The organism is Pararhizobium sp. DWP3-4, assembly GCF_049898205.1.
GTDB lineage: Bacteria > Pseudomonadota > Alphaproteobacteria > Rhizobiales > Rhizobiaceae > Pararhizobium.
Genome location: NZ_JAFCXF010000013.1, coordinates 55,491 through 71,408, shown reverse-complemented (window position 1 = coordinate 71,408; position 15,918 = coordinate 55,491). Strand labels below are relative to the sequence as shown.

The 15,918-nt window shown below is 60.6% G+C and carries 13 protein-coding genes; 4 read left to right on the top strand and 9 right to left on the bottom strand.

Translation table 11 applies throughout. The annotated features are described in order from the left end of the window. Nucleotides 1-18: 18 nt before the first annotated feature. Nucleotides 19-3,258, bottom strand: a complete 3,240-nt coding sequence (locus ACP7E6_RS25310) for a PAS domain S-box protein (RefSeq protein WP_426232449.1) — start codon at nucleotides 3,256-3,258, stop codon at nucleotides 19-21. An 11-nt stretch (nucleotides 3,259-3,269) separates the two neighbouring features. Between ACP7E6_RS25310 and ACP7E6_RS25305 the strand changes: the two genes are divergently transcribed. Beyond that, nucleotides 3,270-3,548, top strand: coding sequence for a hypothetical protein (locus ACP7E6_RS25305; protein ID WP_426232448.1), 279 nt, complete (start codon nucleotides 3,270-3,272; stop codon nucleotides 3,546-3,548). Beyond that, entirely contained in the window at nucleotides 3,548-5,635 is a 2,088-nt protein-coding gene (gene glgX, locus ACP7E6_RS25300; RefSeq protein ID WP_426232447.1) for a glycogen debranching protein GlgX, read from the top strand. The genes ACP7E6_RS25305 and glgX overlap by 1 nt, the downstream gene beginning before the upstream one ends. A 38-nt stretch (nucleotides 5,636-5,673) precedes the next feature. On the opposite strand, the gene glgA is transcribed toward glgX, so the two are convergent. Together glgA and ACP7E6_RS25290 are read right to left on the bottom strand one after the other, a co-directional pair. After that, nucleotides 5,674-7,152: a glycogen synthase GlgA gene (gene glgA / locus ACP7E6_RS25295; protein ID WP_426232446.1), complete on the bottom strand. Its 1,479-nt coding sequence runs from the start codon at nucleotides 7,150-7,152 to the stop codon at nucleotides 5,674-5,676. A 260-nt stretch (nucleotides 7,153-7,412) separates the two neighbouring features. Continuing rightward, on the bottom strand, nucleotides 7,413-7,649 hold the full coding sequence (locus tag ACP7E6_RS25290) for a DUF2934 domain-containing protein (RefSeq protein ID WP_426232445.1): 237 nt from the start codon (nucleotides 7,647-7,649) through the stop codon (nucleotides 7,413-7,415). A gap of 324 nt (nucleotides 7,650-7,973) precedes the next feature. Here ACP7E6_RS25290 and ACP7E6_RS25285 point away from each other — a divergent pair, with 324 nt between their 5' ends. Continuing rightward, nucleotides 7,974-8,342: a hypothetical protein gene (locus ACP7E6_RS25285; protein ID WP_426232444.1), complete on the top strand. Its 369-nt coding sequence runs from the start codon at nucleotides 7,974-7,976 to the stop codon at nucleotides 8,340-8,342. A gap of 13 nt (nucleotides 8,343-8,355) precedes the next feature. Here ACP7E6_RS25285 and ACP7E6_RS25280 read toward each other — a convergent pair whose 3' ends face one another. The 5 genes from ACP7E6_RS25280 to ACP7E6_RS25260 all read right to left on the bottom strand — a co-directional run bounded on the left by ACP7E6_RS25280 (nucleotide 8,356) and on the right by ACP7E6_RS25260 (nucleotide 13,952). Beyond that, entirely contained in the window at nucleotides 8,356-9,036 is a 681-nt protein-coding gene (locus ACP7E6_RS25280; RefSeq protein WP_426232443.1) for a spermidine synthase, read from the bottom strand. Nucleotides 9,037-9,361: 325 nt separating this feature from the next. Next, nucleotides 9,362-10,408, bottom strand: a complete 1,047-nt coding sequence (locus ACP7E6_RS25275; RefSeq protein WP_426232442.1) for a glutathione synthetase — start codon at nucleotides 10,406-10,408, stop codon at nucleotides 9,362-9,364. 8 nt (nucleotides 10,409-10,416) lie between these two features. After that, a complete protein-coding gene (locus tag ACP7E6_RS25270) occupies nucleotides 10,417-12,315 on the bottom strand; it encodes a flavohemoglobin expression-modulating QEGLA motif protein (protein ID WP_426232441.1) in 1,899 nt (632 codons plus the stop codon). After that, complete coding sequence (locus tag ACP7E6_RS25265) at nucleotides 12,312-13,133, bottom strand: N-formylglutamate amidohydrolase (protein ID WP_426232440.1); 822 nt, start codon at nucleotides 13,131-13,133, stop codon at nucleotides 12,312-12,314. Before ACP7E6_RS25265 ends, ACP7E6_RS25270 begins: the two co-directional genes overlap by 4 nt. Before the next feature lie 111 nt (nucleotides 13,134-13,244). After that, entirely contained in the window at nucleotides 13,245-13,952 is a 708-nt protein-coding gene (locus tag ACP7E6_RS25260; RefSeq protein ID WP_426232439.1) for a TetR/AcrR family transcriptional regulator, read from the bottom strand. A 128-nt stretch (nucleotides 13,953-14,080) separates the two neighbouring features. Here ACP7E6_RS25260 and ACP7E6_RS25255 point away from each other — a divergent pair, with 128 nt between their 5' ends. Further along, the gene (locus ACP7E6_RS25255; protein ID WP_426232438.1) at nucleotides 14,081-14,344 is read left to right on the top strand and encodes a hypothetical protein; all 264 of its coding nucleotides are present in this window, start codon (nucleotides 14,081-14,083) and stop codon (nucleotides 14,342-14,344) included. Nucleotides 14,345-14,450: 106 nt separating this feature from the next. On the opposite strand, the gene pncB is transcribed toward ACP7E6_RS25255, so the two are convergent. After that, nucleotides 14,451-15,755, bottom strand: coding sequence for a nicotinate phosphoribosyltransferase (pncB, locus tag ACP7E6_RS25250; RefSeq protein ID WP_426232437.1), 1,305 nt, complete (start codon nucleotides 15,753-15,755; stop codon nucleotides 14,451-14,453). Between the last annotated feature and the right edge of the window lie 163 nt (nucleotides 15,756-15,918).

The following is a 15,918-nucleotide window of genomic DNA, read 5'->3' as shown; positions in this document are numbered from 1 at the left end:
CATGAGCTTCTGCGGAGGCTAACCTTTCGTAACGTAAGCTATGGCTGCAGCCAGCGTCTCACCGGAAAAGGGTTTGACGACCAGTTGCACGTTCGGTCCGGGCGTCACGCCCTCGACATCGCTGTGGCCGGTGGCAAAGATCACCGGCAGCCCGGCGACCAGAGCCTTGGCGCGCTCCGCCAGCATCACCCCCGACATGTCGGGAAGCCCAACATCCGTGACGAGCACATCGATTGGCCGTTCGGACAGAACTCCAAGCGCCGTCTTGGCGTCGGCCGCCTCGAACACGGTGTAGCCCTGGTCTTCCAGCATGTCGACCGTACTCGCGCGGATCAGCCAATCGTCCTCGCAGACCAGGATCGTCTGTTTTTCGCCGGGTTGCGGGGTGTACTCGGCCTGCGCCACCGGCGGTTCAGGGGCCGATGGCGCCGCCGGTGCCTTTGCCAGGACATGACGGATACGGCGGGCAAGCGCCTCGCGTGTATAAGGCTTGCTCAACAGTTCGACGCCTTCGTCCAGCCGTCCGGAATGGACAATCGAGTTTTCCGTGTAACCGGAGGTGAACAGGACGCTCAGTTGCGGCAGCCGCTCCCGGGCCTTGCGGGCCAGCTCCGGGCTTTTCAACGTTCCAGGCATGACGACGTCAGTGAACAGAAGGTCGATCGAGACGCCGCTTTCGATAACCGTCAGGGCGCTTTGCGCATCCTTGGCTTTCAAGACCCGATAACCCAGATCGGTAAGGATGGCGACGACGGTTTCACGCACCGCTTCGTCGTCTTCTGCCACGAGGATCGTTTCGCTGCCCCCTGTAATGGGGCCGGCTTCGCGCTCGACAATCAGGTCTTCCGATTGCGTCGAGCGCGGTAGGTAGATTTTGATCGTCGTGCCATGGCCAAGTTCGCTGTAGATCTTGATATGGCCGCCGGATTGCTTGACGAAACCATAGACCATAGACAGGCCGAGCCCGGTGCCCCGGCCCTCGGGTTTGGTGGTGAAGAACGGCTCGAAGACCTTTTCGAGCGTTTCCGGCGACATCCCGGTGCCCATATCGGTAACCGCGAGCAGCACGTATTGCCCAGGCGGAACATCGTCGTAGGCCTCGGTATATTTGGCATCGAGATAGGCGTTACCCGCCTCGATCGTCAGTTTGCCGCTACCATTCATCGCATCGCGCGCGTTGATGGCGAGATTGAGGATGGCGTTTTCGACATTGCCCGGATCGATATGGGTGTTCCATAGGCCACCAGCGATGATCGTTTCGACCTCGATCGCTTCGCCAAGCGATCGGCGCAGAATGTCATCGAGATTGCGCACCAGACGGCCGATATTGACAACCTTCGGGGCAAGCGGCTGGCGGCGGCCGAATGCCAGCAATTGCGAGGCGAGTTTCGACCCGCGGGCGACGCCGGCCATGGCATTGTGGATGCGCTGTTCGGCCCGCTCGTTGCCCGGCACTTCGCTGACCAGCAGCTGCAGATTGCCGCTGATCACCTGCAGGAGATTGTTGAAGTCGTGTGCGACGCCACCGGTCAGATTGCCGATCGACTCCATCCTCTGGCTCTGGCGCAAGGCATCCTGCGTCTGGATCAGCTCTGATGTCCGGGCTTCGACCCGCTGTTCGAGCGTCGCAGCCAGTTCCGCCAGCGCGGCTTCGGCAACCTTCTGCTCCTGGATATCGGTATTTGTGCCGATCCATTTTTCGATCCTGCCGGAGCGGTCCCGCAGCGCCACGGCACGGGCGATATGCCAGCGATAGGCACCGTCATGGCGGCGCAGCCGGAATTCGGCTTCGTACTGCTGACCAATATGACGTGCCGCCGCCCAGGCTTCGGCGGCGTCCTTGATATCGTCCGGATGAACGATGGCTCCCCACCCATCCCCATCCAGCGTGCCGGCGGGCGCGCCACTGTAGCGGTAAACGCGGTCGTTGAACCAGTCCAGCTGGCCATTCGGCTCGGCGGTCCAAACGTGATTGGGCATCGACTGGGCCAAATTGCGGAACCGCGCTTCGCTCTCGGCGACCACCCTTTCGGCAAGCTTGCGGCTGGAAATATCGACGAAGAGAGCAGCAAATCTGTCCGGCCCCGCCTTGCGTGCCCGAACCTCGAACCAGCGGCCGTCCAGGGCTGCTACCTGAACTTCGAAAACCTTGGCCATGCCGGTATTGACGACCTCGGCATAGGCTTCGAATATGTCATCCGCAATCGCCGGAATGACGTCGCGGACGCTGCGCCCCAGGGCACTGTCGACCGGCACCCCGGAATGCCTTTCGAAGGCCGGATTGACCTCGACAAACCGGAAATCGTAGATCAGGCCCTGGTGGTCGCGCATCACCTCGCCGACAAAGAAGCCTTCCTGCATCTGCTCGAACAATCCGCGCCAGCGCGCCTCGCTTTCACGCACGGCAGCCTCAGCGCACTTGCGGTCGGTGATATCGAAAGCGATGCCGATGAACCGCCTCTGCCCACTTTCCGGGCTGGACACGACCTCGCCACGCCGGGCGATCCAGCGGACCTCGCCGGTTTTCGGATCGACCCGGCGATACTCGACATAGTCGAGCGGATTGCTCTGGCTCAGTTTTGCCGGGCCGCTATTGGCACGGTCGTCCGGATGCAGAAGGCCGACCAGAAGCTTGTCGGTGACCACGACGTCGGGGGCAAGTCCCCAGATCCGGCGATACTCGTCCGAGACATCCAGCATGCCGGTGTGCGGATACCATTCGAACGTGCCGACACCGCCCGCCTCCTGTGCAATGCGCAGCCGCTGTTCCGTTCGGACGCGTTGGGTCGTATCCTTGATGATCGCCAGCACGCCAGCCGGCACACCGTTTCCGTCCGGCACCGGGCTGTAGTCGAGATTGAGCCAGACGTCCTCCGGCGAACCGTTCCGCTCGATGACCAAATGCTGGTCCCGATAGGCGAGCGTCCCGCCACCGCGCACGACCTTGAGCACATTGGCATTGAATTCCGCCACTTCGGGCCAATATTCCCGCACATTCGAGCCCAGCGAAACCGGATGGCGCTGGCCGGCAAAGGCGGCATAGCCCTCATTATAGATCATCACGCCATCCTCGCCCCACAGCAGGATCATCGGCACCTTGGCCCGCAGGATGATGGCAACAATGGATTTCAGATTTTCCGGCCAGCTCGACAGCGGCCCGATCGACGTCTTTGCCCAGTCGAACTGGCGGATCAGCTGTGCGAGTTCGCCACCCTCGGCGAGGAACGGGTATCGCGTGTCGGATGCAGGCGCTTGCATGAAAACCTGAAATGAAAAGAGGAGCCCCGAGCCGCGAAATCAATCGTCAGCAGGGGCTAGATAGCGCGTTTTATCCGCACATCAATCGGGCACCGGCAGATTTTCGCCATTTTTCAGAGAGGCCTCAAACATTCTTTCCTTTAGTATGGCGCGGCAACCATCATCCGGCAGGAGGATCGCGCTGTCATGGCTCAAGATGCATCAATTATCCGCCTTTTGACGCCTTCGGATGGAACAAAATGATGCGTTGCACAATTATCGTGAGCAAATTTGCGAAAGAGGTTTTTTAATGGATACCAAGGTGAGCCAGTACAGGACGGAACCGGGCCGATGGCAGCAGCTTGGCGCCATGCCGGACAAGGACGGCGTGAATTTCGCGTTGTTTTCGGCGCATGCGGAGCGCGTCGAACTCTGCCTGTTCGATGACAGCGGGTCGATCGAGACGGCGCGGATCGAGTTGCCGGAATACACAAATGAAGTCTGGCACGGCTACGTCCCCGGCCTGAAGCCCGGCACGCTGTACGGTTACCGCGTCCACGGCCCCTATGATCCGGCAAACGGCCATCGCTTCAATGCCAACAAGCTGCTGATCGACCCGTATGCCCGCGAATTGGTCGGCGATATCGCCTGGTCGAAGGCGCATTTCGGCTATGATGTCGAAGCGGAGGACAAGGACCTGTCCTTCAGTGACACCGACAGCGCCGCTGGCATGCCGAAATGCCGGATCATCGATCCGAAATCCTACGACTGGAAGGCCGATCGCCGCCCCGACATTCCCTGGTCGAAGACGATTTTCTACGAAACCCATGTGAAGGGCTTCACCCAGCTGCACCCGGCCATTCCCGAAAACCTGCGCGGCACGTTCGAGGGGCTTGGTCACAAGGCGATCGTCGACTATCTGAAGAGCATCGGCATTAGCTCGGTCGAACTGCTGCCGATCCACTTCTTCCCGGATGATAGCCATCTGACGGAAAAGGGGCTGCGCAATTTCTGGGGCTATAACAGCCTCGGTTTTTTTGCGCCGGCGAACCGCTACTACGGCCCGCGTGGCATGGACGGCTTCCGCGATATGGTGCGGGCCCTGCACGACGGCGGTATCGAGGTCATCCTCGACGTGGTCTATAACCACACTGCAGAAGGCAACGAGCTCGGGCCGACCCTGTCGCTCAAGGGCATCGACAATTACTCCTACTACCGGACGCTGCCCGACGATCACCGCTATTACATCAACGACACCGGAACCGGCAATACGGTCAACACCTCGCATCCGCGCGTGGTGCAGATGGTGACGGACTCGCTGCGGTATTGGGTTGAAGACATGCATATCGACGGCTTCCGCTTCGATCTTGGCACCATCCTTGGCCGGGAGCCGGACGGTTTCGACCAGCGCGGCGGCTTTTTCGACGCAGTGTCGCAGGATCCGGTGCTCTCCAAGGTCAAGCTGGTCGGCGAACCGTGGGACATCGGTCCGGGCGGCTATCAGGTCGGCGGCTTTCCGCCGGGCTGGGCCGAATGGAACGACAAGTACCGGGACACGGTGCGTGACTACTGGAAGGATACCGACGGCACGGCGCCCGATTTCGCCGCGCGCCTGCTCGGCTCCGGCGATATCTACGACCAGCGCGGACGGCGGCCCTGGGCGAGCGTCAATTTCATCTCGGCCCATGACGGCTTCACCCTCAATGACCTGGTTTCCTACAACGAAAAGCACAACGAGGCGAACGGCGAAGACAACAAGGACGGACACAGCCACAATCGCAGCGACAATTACGGTGCGGAGGGGCCGACCGGCGACGACGCGATCAACGCCATGCGCGACCAGCAGAAGCGCAATCTGCTGGCCACGCTGCTGTTATCCCACGGTACGCCGATGCTGCTTGCCGGCGATGAATTCGGCCGTAGCCAGATGGGCAACAATAACGGCTATTGCCAGGACAACGAGATCAGTTGGGTGCACTGGGACAATCTGCCGGACAGCGCTGAAGAATTGCGCAATTTCGTCCGGAAACTGACGGCGCTACGTGCCGCCCAACCCCTGCTTCGCCGGGAAAGCTGGCGTGACGGCATGACCGTGACCTGGCTCAATCCCGGCGGCGGCGAGCAGACGCAAAAGCAGTGGCAGGACCAGGGCGGCACGACGCTCGGTGTTCTTCTTTCCCGTGCAGACCTCAAGCATGTCGAAGGCGTCTGGTCCGAGACCTTGATCCTCTTCAATCCGCATGATGGGCCTGTGCCCTTCACGCTGCCGGGGTCACCGTCCGGGACGTGGGCTTTCGCACTCTCCACAGCGGACGTTTCGGAAACTGAGACCGCGAAAGACGCCCAAACCGTCTTGGAGCTTCCAGCTCGCAGCCTGACACTGCTTCATCCCGTGTGACACGGCATAACGGCTAACCAGCGCGCCCAACGGGCGCTTTATTCCGCAGCCTTTGCCCTCTGGGCAGGCCGCGCCCTGCGGCCGGGAATGAGCTGGGTGTAGAGCGCCGCATACTGTTCGGCGCTCCGCTCCCAGGAGAAGTTGGCCTTCATGCCCTGGTTCTGCAGACGCGCCCATTTTTTTGGCTCGCGATAGGCGGCAAAAGCGCGATGGATGGACAGCCGCAGGTTCTCGGCCGTTGGCGGATGAAACTGGAAGCCGGTCGCCACCCGGGCGGAAATCGCCGCGTCGTTGGCATCGATGATCGTTTCCGACAGACCGCCCGTGCGCGACACAACCGGAACGGCACCATACCGCAAGGCATAAAGCTGGGTGAGACCACAGGGCTCGAAGCGCGACGGCTGGATGATGACGTCGCAGCCGCCATGGATGAGATGGGCGGTGGCCTCGTCATAGCCGATGCGCACGCCGATGCGGTCGGGATGGCGGCCGGCGATGGCCAGAAGTGCCGTCTCGATATGCTCCTCGCCCTTGCCGAGCACGATCAGCCGGCCGCCGAGGGCGGCAACTTCCTCCGCCACCTCGGCCAGCATATCGCCGCCCTTTTGCCAGGTCAGCCGCGTCACGGCGGCAAAGACCGGCCCGGGGCCGTCGTCGAGCCGAAAGGTCTCCAGCAGTTTGGCACGGTTCTGACCGCGCAGCCTGATCCGCTTGTGATCGTAGTTGACCGGCAGGTAGGCGTCCGTGGCCGGGTTCCAGATCTCCATGTCGATGCCGTTGACGATTCCCGTCAATGTCCGTGGACGGGAACTCAGCGCACCGGCCATGCCCATGCCGAGCTCCGGCCCGATGACTTCGCGCGCGTAGGTGGGGCTGACGGTCGTGATGGCGCTGGCAGTGCGGATACCGCCCTTCAGATAGCTGACATCGCCGTAATATTCGAGGCAATCGAGCGACACGGCTTCCGGCGGCAGACCGATCTGGCTGACGACGGAGGTTGGAAACTGCCCCTGGAATGCCAGGTTGTGGATGGTCAGGACGCTCGGAACCTTCTTGGCATTGCTCGAATACTGCATGTAGACGGAGGTCAATGCAGTCTGCCAGTCGTGGGTGTGCACGACATCTGGAGACCAGTCCGCAAGCAATCCGCCTGCGATGGCCGATGCCACATAGGACAAGACTGCAAAGCGTTTCCAATTGTCCGGATGATCGCGGCCAGTCTCGTCGAGATAGGGACCGCCGGGACGATTGTAGAGGGCCGGCGCATCGAGGATCAGCAGATCAAGTTTCTCGTACCGGGCTTCCAGAAGCGAGGCCGGGGCACCGAACAAGTCGGGGAAGAAATAGACCTGCCTGGCATCGGGAAGTTTTGCAAACAGCTGCGGGTAACCAGGAACCAGCGTGCGCGTATAGCAATTGTAGCCCTCAAGGGCCTTTGGCAGCGAGCCTGTCACATCCGCAAGCCCGCCGGTCTTGATCAATGGGAAAATTTCCGACGTCACCGAAAGTATCTTCACGCGGGTCACGTTCCTTTTACCACCGGTTGGCACTGCAACGCACATTCACGAGCACGTCGGCGAACCCCATGATGTTGTAAAGTGACGCCGCTGTCCGCAGAAAAGCGCAGCGCGGTGCGAAAAATTTTGCATCGCAAAAACAATCGGCTGGAACGGCTGAACTTTCCATTGCCTCTCGCGCGCCGGAAGGGTGGTGCCGCGAGACCCTGGCGCCGAGACGTGGAGTGTCGATCCCACGGCACCCCACGGACTGTCGAAACTCAGGCAGTCTTGCCGCGTTTACGCGCGATGGGTATGATTGGGGTTTCGTTCTTTACGACGGAAAGTTTGGAGGTCTTGACCGGCGCTTGGATGTCTTGCGCCGCCGCATCGGCCTCCTCGGTCAATTCCCTCAATGCCTGCAACCAATGCATGTCATGACTGCCCTCAGGGCGGCCATCGGCTTCCCACAGAGCGTAAGCCCGCAGTTTGATGTCGTCTTCACTGATATCCGTCATCTGCTTCTCTCCTTGCAACGTGGCCAGATAGAAAACTGCGACGAGAGCGCTTGGTTCCGCCCGGTAAGCCCCTGGCGGATTCTATCGTGTGCATCCCGGCGATGGCTGAACCGGACGGGTTTTGCAACGCAATTACACGCTCCCAAGATTGCGAAATGGACGCGGTTAAAAACGATTCGCATTCTGCTACGCTAAATCGGCGTACGGGCGATGGTTATCACAACCCATGAAGGCGTTTTGCACCATCTTCTGTGGAACCAAAAGCGACCATCGCCGTTAAGTCGAGCGTATCGGCTTTGGGGGCCGGCGATATAGGAGTGTGTCATGAAAAAATTCGTGTTTGCCCTGGTGCTGCTCGCCTCGCCGGCTGCAGCTCAGTCGATGAAGGTTGAAGATCTCTGTGTGAAGGTGGCAAAGAACCTGCTGATGACCGACACCCTGCATACGGGCGTTGTCCAGTCCTTCCCGGAACTGAAACCACCGGGCGCGCGTATGACCTATTCGACGCGCGACGGCGTCGAGAAAAAAGACATGGTCGATACGATCGAATGCCAGTCTGACAACGCCAAGGCACCGTTCGGACTGAAGCGGTTTTGTCTCGCCAGCACCTGCTATTCCGCTGAAGAGAAGAATGAGGAAAACAAACGCCGCTTCGACGAGGTACGCATCTTGCTGGAGCGCGAAGGCCTTTAACGGCTGGACAAGGTCAGCGGCCGGTCTTCGTCGCCATCCAGATCACATGCCGGGCACCGCGGCCCTTGGTGCTGGCGCGCACCGACAGTTCTTCGACAGCAAAGCCGGCTTGTTTCAGCCTGCGGGTAAAGGCTGCATCCGGGGCTGATGACCAGACGGATAGAACGCCGTTTGGCTTCAGTGCCGTGCGCGCTGCGCGCAGACCGCCGACGCTGTACAGATCATCGTTTGCACTGCGGGTCAGCCCCTCCGGACCGTTGTCGACATCAAGCAGGATTGCGTCGTATTCGCCGGCCGCAGATTGGATAAGACGACCGACATCGCCTTCGCGGATCGATACCCGTGCGTCATCAAGACAACCGGCAAACACCTCCGCCATCGGTCCGCGTGCCCAGGCAACAACGGCAGGCACAAGCTCTCCGACCGTTATTCGGGCGTCCAAGGGGAGTTCAGCCAGTGCCGCTCTCAGCGTAAACCCCATTCCAAGCCCGCCGATCAGCATATGCGGACGTGGATGACTGCGGACCCGCTCATACGACAGGCGGGCAAGTGCCTCTTCCGAACCGCTCAACCGGTTGTTCATCAGTTCGATCGTACCGAGCATGATGGAAAATTCGCTGCCGCGTTGCTTCAGCCGCAGCTCGCCGCCGCCATCGGGCATCATCGCGGTATCAATCAGGGTCCAGGGTATCACGGGCGCTTCCAATCGTTGAGGCGCCCGCGATAGCACAAATGGGCCTCGAAAACAGCCGAGAGCGCTTCATCTTTAAACGGAAGCATTCTGCCGGAAGGAATTTCGGCCAGGACCAAGGCGGTTGGCGAAGAGCGCAGCATAAGCTGCGGTCGAGACGGCCGCCGCCGGTAATGGCCGAAATTCATCCGGCCCTTCGGGTTGGCTGAAAACGGCCGTCCACTGTGTCGGATGGCTTGACCGATGGATCGGCATCGCTCTGCGCCACCCTTCGTGTGGAGCGGCCGTTTGAGCCAACAGAATCGCTTCCGTTTAAAGATGAAGCGCTCTACAGCGTCGCCAATGCCCGGTTCGACATGGCACCGCCATAGGCCTTGCGGATGGCCGCCTTTGTCTCCAGCGCTTCGATGATGTCGTCGGAAAAATTGACCTTATGCATGGCGGCGATCTCCGGAAGCCCGCCCGGCGTGAACACGTTGATTTCGAGGATCTTGTCACCGACGATGTCGAGCCCGACGAGGAACATGCCGTCTTCGATCAGCTTCGGGCGAACCATCTCGGCAACGGCGAGGATCTCGTCGGTGATCTTAACGGCCTCGGCCGTTCCGGCCGCGTGCATGTTGGACCGGACCTCGCCCTTGGCCGGAACCCGGCGGAAGGCTGCATAGGCACCATCGCGTTCGAGCGGCTTGCCGTTCATCATGAAGAACCGGATATCGCCCGCCTTGGCTTCCGGCAGATAGCCTTGAGCGATGAGGTAACCCTCGCCGCTGACGGCTTCGAAGATCTGGTTGAGATTGGCATCGTCGGGCGTGGCGATCTTGAAGACGTTCTTGCCACCGGACCCTTGAAGCGGCTTCAGGATAACGCCTTTGCGATGATTGGCGATAAAGGCGCGGATTTCTTCGATACTCTTAGAGATCAGCGTTTCCGGGCGCACCGCCTCGGGGAAACCCTGAAAATAGAGCTTGTTCTGAGCCAGCGCCAGACCGGCGGGGTCGTTGACGACGATCGATCCCCTTTCGCTCGCCAGCCGCCCGAACATCGCCCCGATATGGGCAGCCCACGGCCGGTCGTCGGAATCGAGCGACGGATCGTTGCGCAGGAAGATGACATCGACCTCGCGCACATCGATCGTCTGGACCTTGGCGTCCTTGCCCTGGAAATGATCGTGGAAAGCCTGGGCGTTCTTGTATTTTCCGGCGGCGACCGTCGTCGCCCGCACCATCAGGCTATCATCCGGGCGCAGGACAAAATCGCCCGGCGCGATATAGCAGACGTCATGGCCACGGGCGAGTGCCGCCATTGCCAATGCGGTGGTGCTGAAAAAAGGTTCCTCACTCTCGATCGAGTTGACGAAGAATGCGACGCGCATGGTGGCTCCTAACTGATGATCATATCCAGGGGGTTCAGTCCTGCCCGCGCCTTGTCGAGGCGGACCTGTGCTTGCGGATGGGTGAGAAAAGCCGGGCGGATGACGGGCGCCTTGAGCAGGCCACGCAGGCTCAACTCCTGCATCACCCGGAAATGCGAAGCGGAAATCTTGCCCATCCAGAATGGGTCCAGCGCACCGCCCGACTTCAGGTGGCTGAGCAATTCCAGCAGGCCGCGCAGATAGATCGCGTCCTTGGCAAGCCCGCCGCCCCGATAGAGCCGCATGGCCAGGTGGAAGGCGGCAACCGGACCGAACCCATGTTCATCGACGAGCATGGCGTAGGTGCTGGTGAACGGACGTCCCTCCAGCATCGCCGAACAGGCTACCACACGGGCGGCGATCAGCCGTAGCCGCCCGACGGTCATGCCGCCGGCCATGTATTCGGAAAACACGGCAAGGCCTTCCTGCATGCCCTCGTACCCGGCAAGGCCAGAGCGGAAGAGCCGCAGCCCCTGCGCCGAACCGTTGAAATAGGTCAGGAGATGGACCCCGATCTCGTGACTCAACAGCGCATGAACGCGGGCCTTTGGCATCAGGGTGTGGCGGGAAATCAGCAGGCGTTCGCCCGAAACCAGCATGCCGGACGGCAGGTCGTCCCGCAATTCGACCTCGGCCGAAAAACCCGGATACTGGCGGTGATACTCTGCGATCATCGCACGGGCCGCAGCTTCGACCTCATGACAATCGGCGGTGTGGGGATCGCTCTCGATATCATCGCCATCGCCACCGAGCACTGCCGTTTTCGCCAGGATCTCGGTCGCCGCCCGATAGAGCGACGGCTCCACCGGACCATAGAGGGCACGGCCATATTCGACGAAGCGTCGGGTTTCGCGCGCTGAGATCAGCGACAGTTGCAGATCCAGTTCCTGCTGCTTCTCCCGGTAGAGATGGTAGAGAACCGGATCCTCGAAGCGGTCGAAAGCGACGGAAAACAGTTTCCGTTTTTCGGCCTCCACCTGCACCGACAATGGCCTGTAAAGAAATTGCGGTTCCTTCTTGAACTTGCCCGCCTTGAACCCCTGCCAGGCAGCATCGGTATTGATCGGCGTGACCGCCAGCAGGAAATCGAAGCTTGAAGCAACGTCATCGATGCTGCGGTCGGCGCGGCTGACGGCATCGACGAAAGCCTTGCGGCCGAGCGCCCGGTGCGTCGTCAGCTTCAGGCTTTGCGTCGCGCCGACAAAGGCCGCGAACGCCTTCAGGCCGGCGTCGAAGATGTTGGCGACCAGCCGCTCGCGCAAGTCGGGATAGATGTTGCCCGATTCAGGCTGCCGGTAGATCGGCGCGAACCGGAAGGCGACAAGCGGGAAGCCGGTTTGCCCGGCGAGGGTCGCGGCCTGGGAATCCGCCTTGAGGTCAACCCGATCGACGTGCGGGGTCCGGAACTTGACCTGTCGCAGGTCGGCGCCCTCTGCCAACGCCGTCGCCGCTTTTTGAGCGCCCATGTCATCTGTCGAGGCAATCCGGATCTCGAAGGGTGGCAGATAAGGCGCGTCATCGGTGATCAGCGTGTCATGATCGAGTTCGTCGATGTCCAAGAGCAGGAAGGCGCCAAAACGCTCGCTCAGAACCGCTCCTACCGCCTCTATGATCGGCAGGGCGTCCTCGATGTCGTCGACCACCAGATAGGACGCGTTGGCAGCGGCAATATCTCTTGCCGCAAGATCGTCCCTGCCCTTGCCGATATGGACGGACAGGAAGGGCAAGGGCCGGTCGATATGAAGGCGGCCGCCATTGCCGAAATCCTTGCGCACCGATTTGCCGATGCGGATGCTGTCCAGGATTTCCCCCAGCCATTTTGGGTAACCGGCACCGGCATCGCCATATTTATGGCCCGGGTTGGTCATGACCGCACCTTCAGGGTCTCATGCAGAACGGGAAGCGACAGGCGGATCATGTCCCGCATCGCCTTCAGCGTCTCGATATCCGGCTCGCCGGTCCACTCGTCCATGAAGAATTTCTTGAACTCGATGGCGATGGCGCAGCCGGTGTCCGGAAACCGTTCGTGGACGAACCGCGTCTGCTCGCCTTTACCCTGAAAGGCGACGTTTTCACGAACATCCATGCGCCGGCCACGAAATTCAAAGCTGCGTAACTGTTCGATCAACGGATCGAGGACCGGTGCCCAGCGCTGGCGATCCATCGACGACGTGCCGATGTTGATCTGCGGCGCTTTTTCAAACGGCGTTTCGGGGCCATCGGCGCCGTCGCGGCGGTGATTGTAGCTGTGAATGTCGAGAAGGACGAAGGCCCCATACTGTTGCTCGATGCCGCGCAGATAGGTTTCCAGCATGGCATAATAGGCGTCGTGCACGCCAAGCGAAGCCGCGATTGCATCATCCGGCAGCGGCTGCGCCCAGACCTGCAATCCCCAGGCCTGTTCCGGCGACAGATAGATGGCGCCTTCACGGGCACGGTTGATATCGATCTCGAAGCGGGAGCGGTGGACGATGATGCGGTTGGGCAGATCGCGGATGAAGAATTCGGTGAACGGATCCTCTTCCCGCAGCCGCTGATCGGCGCTGAGACCAAGGTAATCCTGCAGTCCGCTACGGATATGATGGCCGTTGTGAATGGCCGTGCCGATAATGGGTGAGGCGCCACGGTGGGCGGACCACCAGGCCGTGGGGTCCGGATCGACAATATAGTCTTGGAAAGGGGGCATGCCGTCCTTCTCGTTGACGCGCAGCAAGAGGGCAACGCTTTTCAATCACCGAGTAAATGGACGCGACGCCAATTTGTTCCATCGAAAGCTTCGATGTAAGCGGCCATCATCCTATGCGGGCAAGATCGTACAGGCCGTTTCAGGCGTCGGAGCCAACGCAGCGTTCGCCGGCTGGCGGAAAGAGGCGATCGCCGCCTCGCAGGCGCGCAAGAAGCGCATCGACGGGCCTTCGCTGCCGGTCGCCAGCTTGCTCACCTGCGCGCCCTCCATCAGCATGGACAGGGTATCGGAGAGCAGCTCCGGCTCGCTCACGCCGGCATCGCGACAAAGCTTTTCAAGACGGCGTTGTTGGTCGAGCTTGAAGTTTTCGATCACCGCATGGGCGGGATGGCCCTGCTCCTTCAGTTCAACCGCCGCATTGGCGAGGTCACAGCCATATTTATCGTCGGCTAGACACCGTGCCCGGGCTTTCACCCAGCTGTGAAGCTGCGCCATCGGATCGTTTGGATGGGAGGCTTCGAGCTGATCCCAGAAGGCGGCGGCTTTTTCCGAGGTGAACCGCAATGTCTCGCAGATGAGGTCGTCTTTCGAGCCGAAATGACGGTAGAGCGTCATCTTGTTGGTCTCGGCAGCTTCGGCGATCGCATCGACGCCGATACCGCGGATGCCGTGTTGCCGGAACAGCTCACAAGCCGTTGAAACAATACGATCGCGCGGCGCCTGGCGCACCTGCACAGCGTCACCGTTTTCCAGCCTTACATCTGCCGGTTTCGCAGACGATACGGATTTCGAATTTTTATTGACGAGGCTTCTTGACATAGGTGTGACCGGTCGGTAACTATTCGAATGTTACTTACTAGTAACACCGCAATGCAACGATGTCAAGTTTAAGACACCGGCCGGGATCCGCCCGCCGGAAAAGACGACGAACCCGAAGGAATACCCCAATGCACCAGGCAAACAGTGATCTGACCATCCATGAGGTCCTGCTGGACCCGATGATCCGTGCCGTTATGCGTGCGGATGGCGTCACGACCAATGAAATGAAAACGCTTCTCTACTCCGCTGCCAGCGCCCTTCGCCAGATGCAGCCGGGAACGGTGAGCGCCAAAAATCATACGGCCAACCTGCTCGCGGCTCCCAAGCGCCGCCTGCTGTCGATGGTCCATCCGCTCGCTTCGCGCTCCGACTGTCTACGTATGAGCGCGTAACGAGACCAGTTCTCCCGGCGCATCCCTCAAAAGAATGCGCAACAGACCCAGCCGGGCACCTCCGCCGGCTGGGTTTTTTTATGGGATCACCTTCGGCGGCCCACGCTCAGACCTTGACGTCCAGCTCGGCAAAATCTTCCGTTCCGAAGAACGTGAGATAGCGTTCGACTTCCGAAGGCTCGCCCGTCGCCTTGCGCGGATTGTCCGACAGTTTGACAGCCGGATGGCCGTTGGCATCGCTGACCTTGCAGACGATGGAAATCGGATTGAGGCCGCTGATTTGCGTCGGCGCGCAGCCGGCAAAATCGTTCGTCAGGTTGGTCCCCCAGCCGAAACTCATGCGCACGCGCCCCTGAAAATGCCGGTAGGTTTCCAGGATCGTTTCGACATCCAGACCGTCCGAGAAAATCAGCAGCTTTTCCTTGGGATCGCGTCCCATCTTCTTCCACCAGGCGATGATTTTTTCGCCGCCTTCGATCGGCGGTGCGCTGTCGGGCCGGAAGCCGGTCCAGTCGGCAACCCAATCCGGAGCATTGCGCAGGAACGCCGCCGTGCCGAACGCATCGGGCAGAACGATCAGCAGGTTGCCGCCATACAGCTGGTTCCAGTCCTGCAGAACCTTGTAGGGCGCCAGGCCGAGTTCCTGGTCGCTGCGGGCCAGCGCCGCCACCACCATCGGCAGTTCGTGCGCGTTGGTGCCGAGTGCTTCGAGGTCGGTATCCATGGCGAGAAGCACGTTGCTGGTGCCGGAAAAGGATTTGCCGATGCCTTCCTTCAGCGCCTCGACGCACCAGCGCTGCCACAGGAAACTATGACGGCGGCGCGTGCCGAAATCGGAAATGCGCAGATCCGGATGGATCTTGAGCTGCTCGACCTTCGACCACATCTTGGCTTTGGCGCGGGCGTAAAGCACATCCAGCGCAAACGGCCCCATGTCCTTCATGGCGGTGCGGGATCGCAGTTCGTTGATGATCGCCAAGGCCGGGATCTCCCACATGGACGTGTGGGTCCATTTGCCAGGGAAGGTCAACTCGTATTGACCGTGTTTGCGGGAGAGTTCGTAGTCCGGCAGCTGGAAATCGGCGAGCCAGGCAAGGAAGTCCGGGGCGAAGATCTGCTTCTTGCCATAGAACGTGTTGCCGGCGAGCCAGATCATTTCCTTCTTGGTGAACCGCAGGCCGCGCACATAATCGAGCTGCTCGCGCAGTTCCTGCTCGTCGATCTCGTCGGTCAAAAGCACGGTCTTGGTGCGGTTGATCACCGAGAAGGTTGCATCGACCTCCGGGTAGAGGCGCCAGATCATCTGGAGCATCAAAAGCTTGTAGAAATCCGTATCGAGCAGGCTGCGCACAACAGGATCGAGTTTCCAGGCATTGTCGTAGACCCGGCGAGCGATGTCCGTCTTGGTCATGAAAGGTCTCTCCGCGCTCCGGTACCCAATGGCTATGCCCATGGTTCACCTTACTGTCATGACACGGCATTCGGCCTCGCCGCAACAGATTGATGCAACAAAGCAAATCTCCAAAGCTGAAAGCGCGGCGGGAGGGCGTTTGCCGCCGGTCATGGAATGACAT

What these genes read in the sequence shown, in the direction of transcription:
- ACP7E6_RS25310 (WP_426232449.1), bottom strand. Translation starts at nt 3,258, where the DNA reads ATGCAAGCGCCTGCATCCGACACGCGATACCCGTTCCTCGCCGAGGGT.
- ACP7E6_RS25305 (WP_426232448.1), top strand. Translation starts at nt 3,270, where the DNA reads ATGAAAAGAGGAGCCCCGAGCCGCGAAATCAATCGTCAGCAGGGGCTA.
- glgX (WP_426232447.1), top strand. Translation starts at nt 3,548, where the DNA reads ATGGATACCAAGGTGAGCCAGTACAGGACGGAACCGGGCCGATGGCAG.
- ACP7E6_RS25290 (WP_426232445.1), bottom strand. Translation starts at nt 7,649, where the DNA reads ATGACGGATATCAGTGAAGACGACATCAAACTGCGGGCTTACGCTCTG.
- ACP7E6_RS25285 (WP_426232444.1), top strand. Translation starts at nt 7,974, where the DNA reads ATGAAAAAATTCGTGTTTGCCCTGGTGCTGCTCGCCTCGCCGGCTGCA.
- ACP7E6_RS25275 (WP_426232442.1), bottom strand. Translation starts at nt 10,408, where the DNA reads ATGCGCGTCGCATTCTTCGTCAACTCGATCGAGAGTGAGGAACCTTTT.
- ACP7E6_RS25270 (WP_426232441.1), bottom strand. Translation starts at nt 12,315, where the DNA reads ATGACCAACCCGGGCCATAAATATGGCGATGCCGGTGCCGGTTACCCA.
- ACP7E6_RS25265 (WP_426232440.1), bottom strand. Translation starts at nt 13,133, where the DNA reads ATGCCCCCTTTCCAAGACTATATTGTCGATCCGGACCCCACGGCCTGG.
- ACP7E6_RS25260 (WP_426232439.1), bottom strand. Translation starts at nt 13,952, where the DNA reads ATGTCAAGAAGCCTCGTCAATAAAAATTCGAAATCCGTATCGTCTGCG.
- ACP7E6_RS25255 (WP_426232438.1), top strand. Translation starts at nt 14,081, where the DNA reads ATGCACCAGGCAAACAGTGATCTGACCATCCATGAGGTCCTGCTGGAC.
- pncB (WP_426232437.1), bottom strand. Translation starts at nt 15,755, where the DNA reads ATGACCAAGACGGACATCGCTCGCCGGGTCTACGACAATGCCTGGAAA.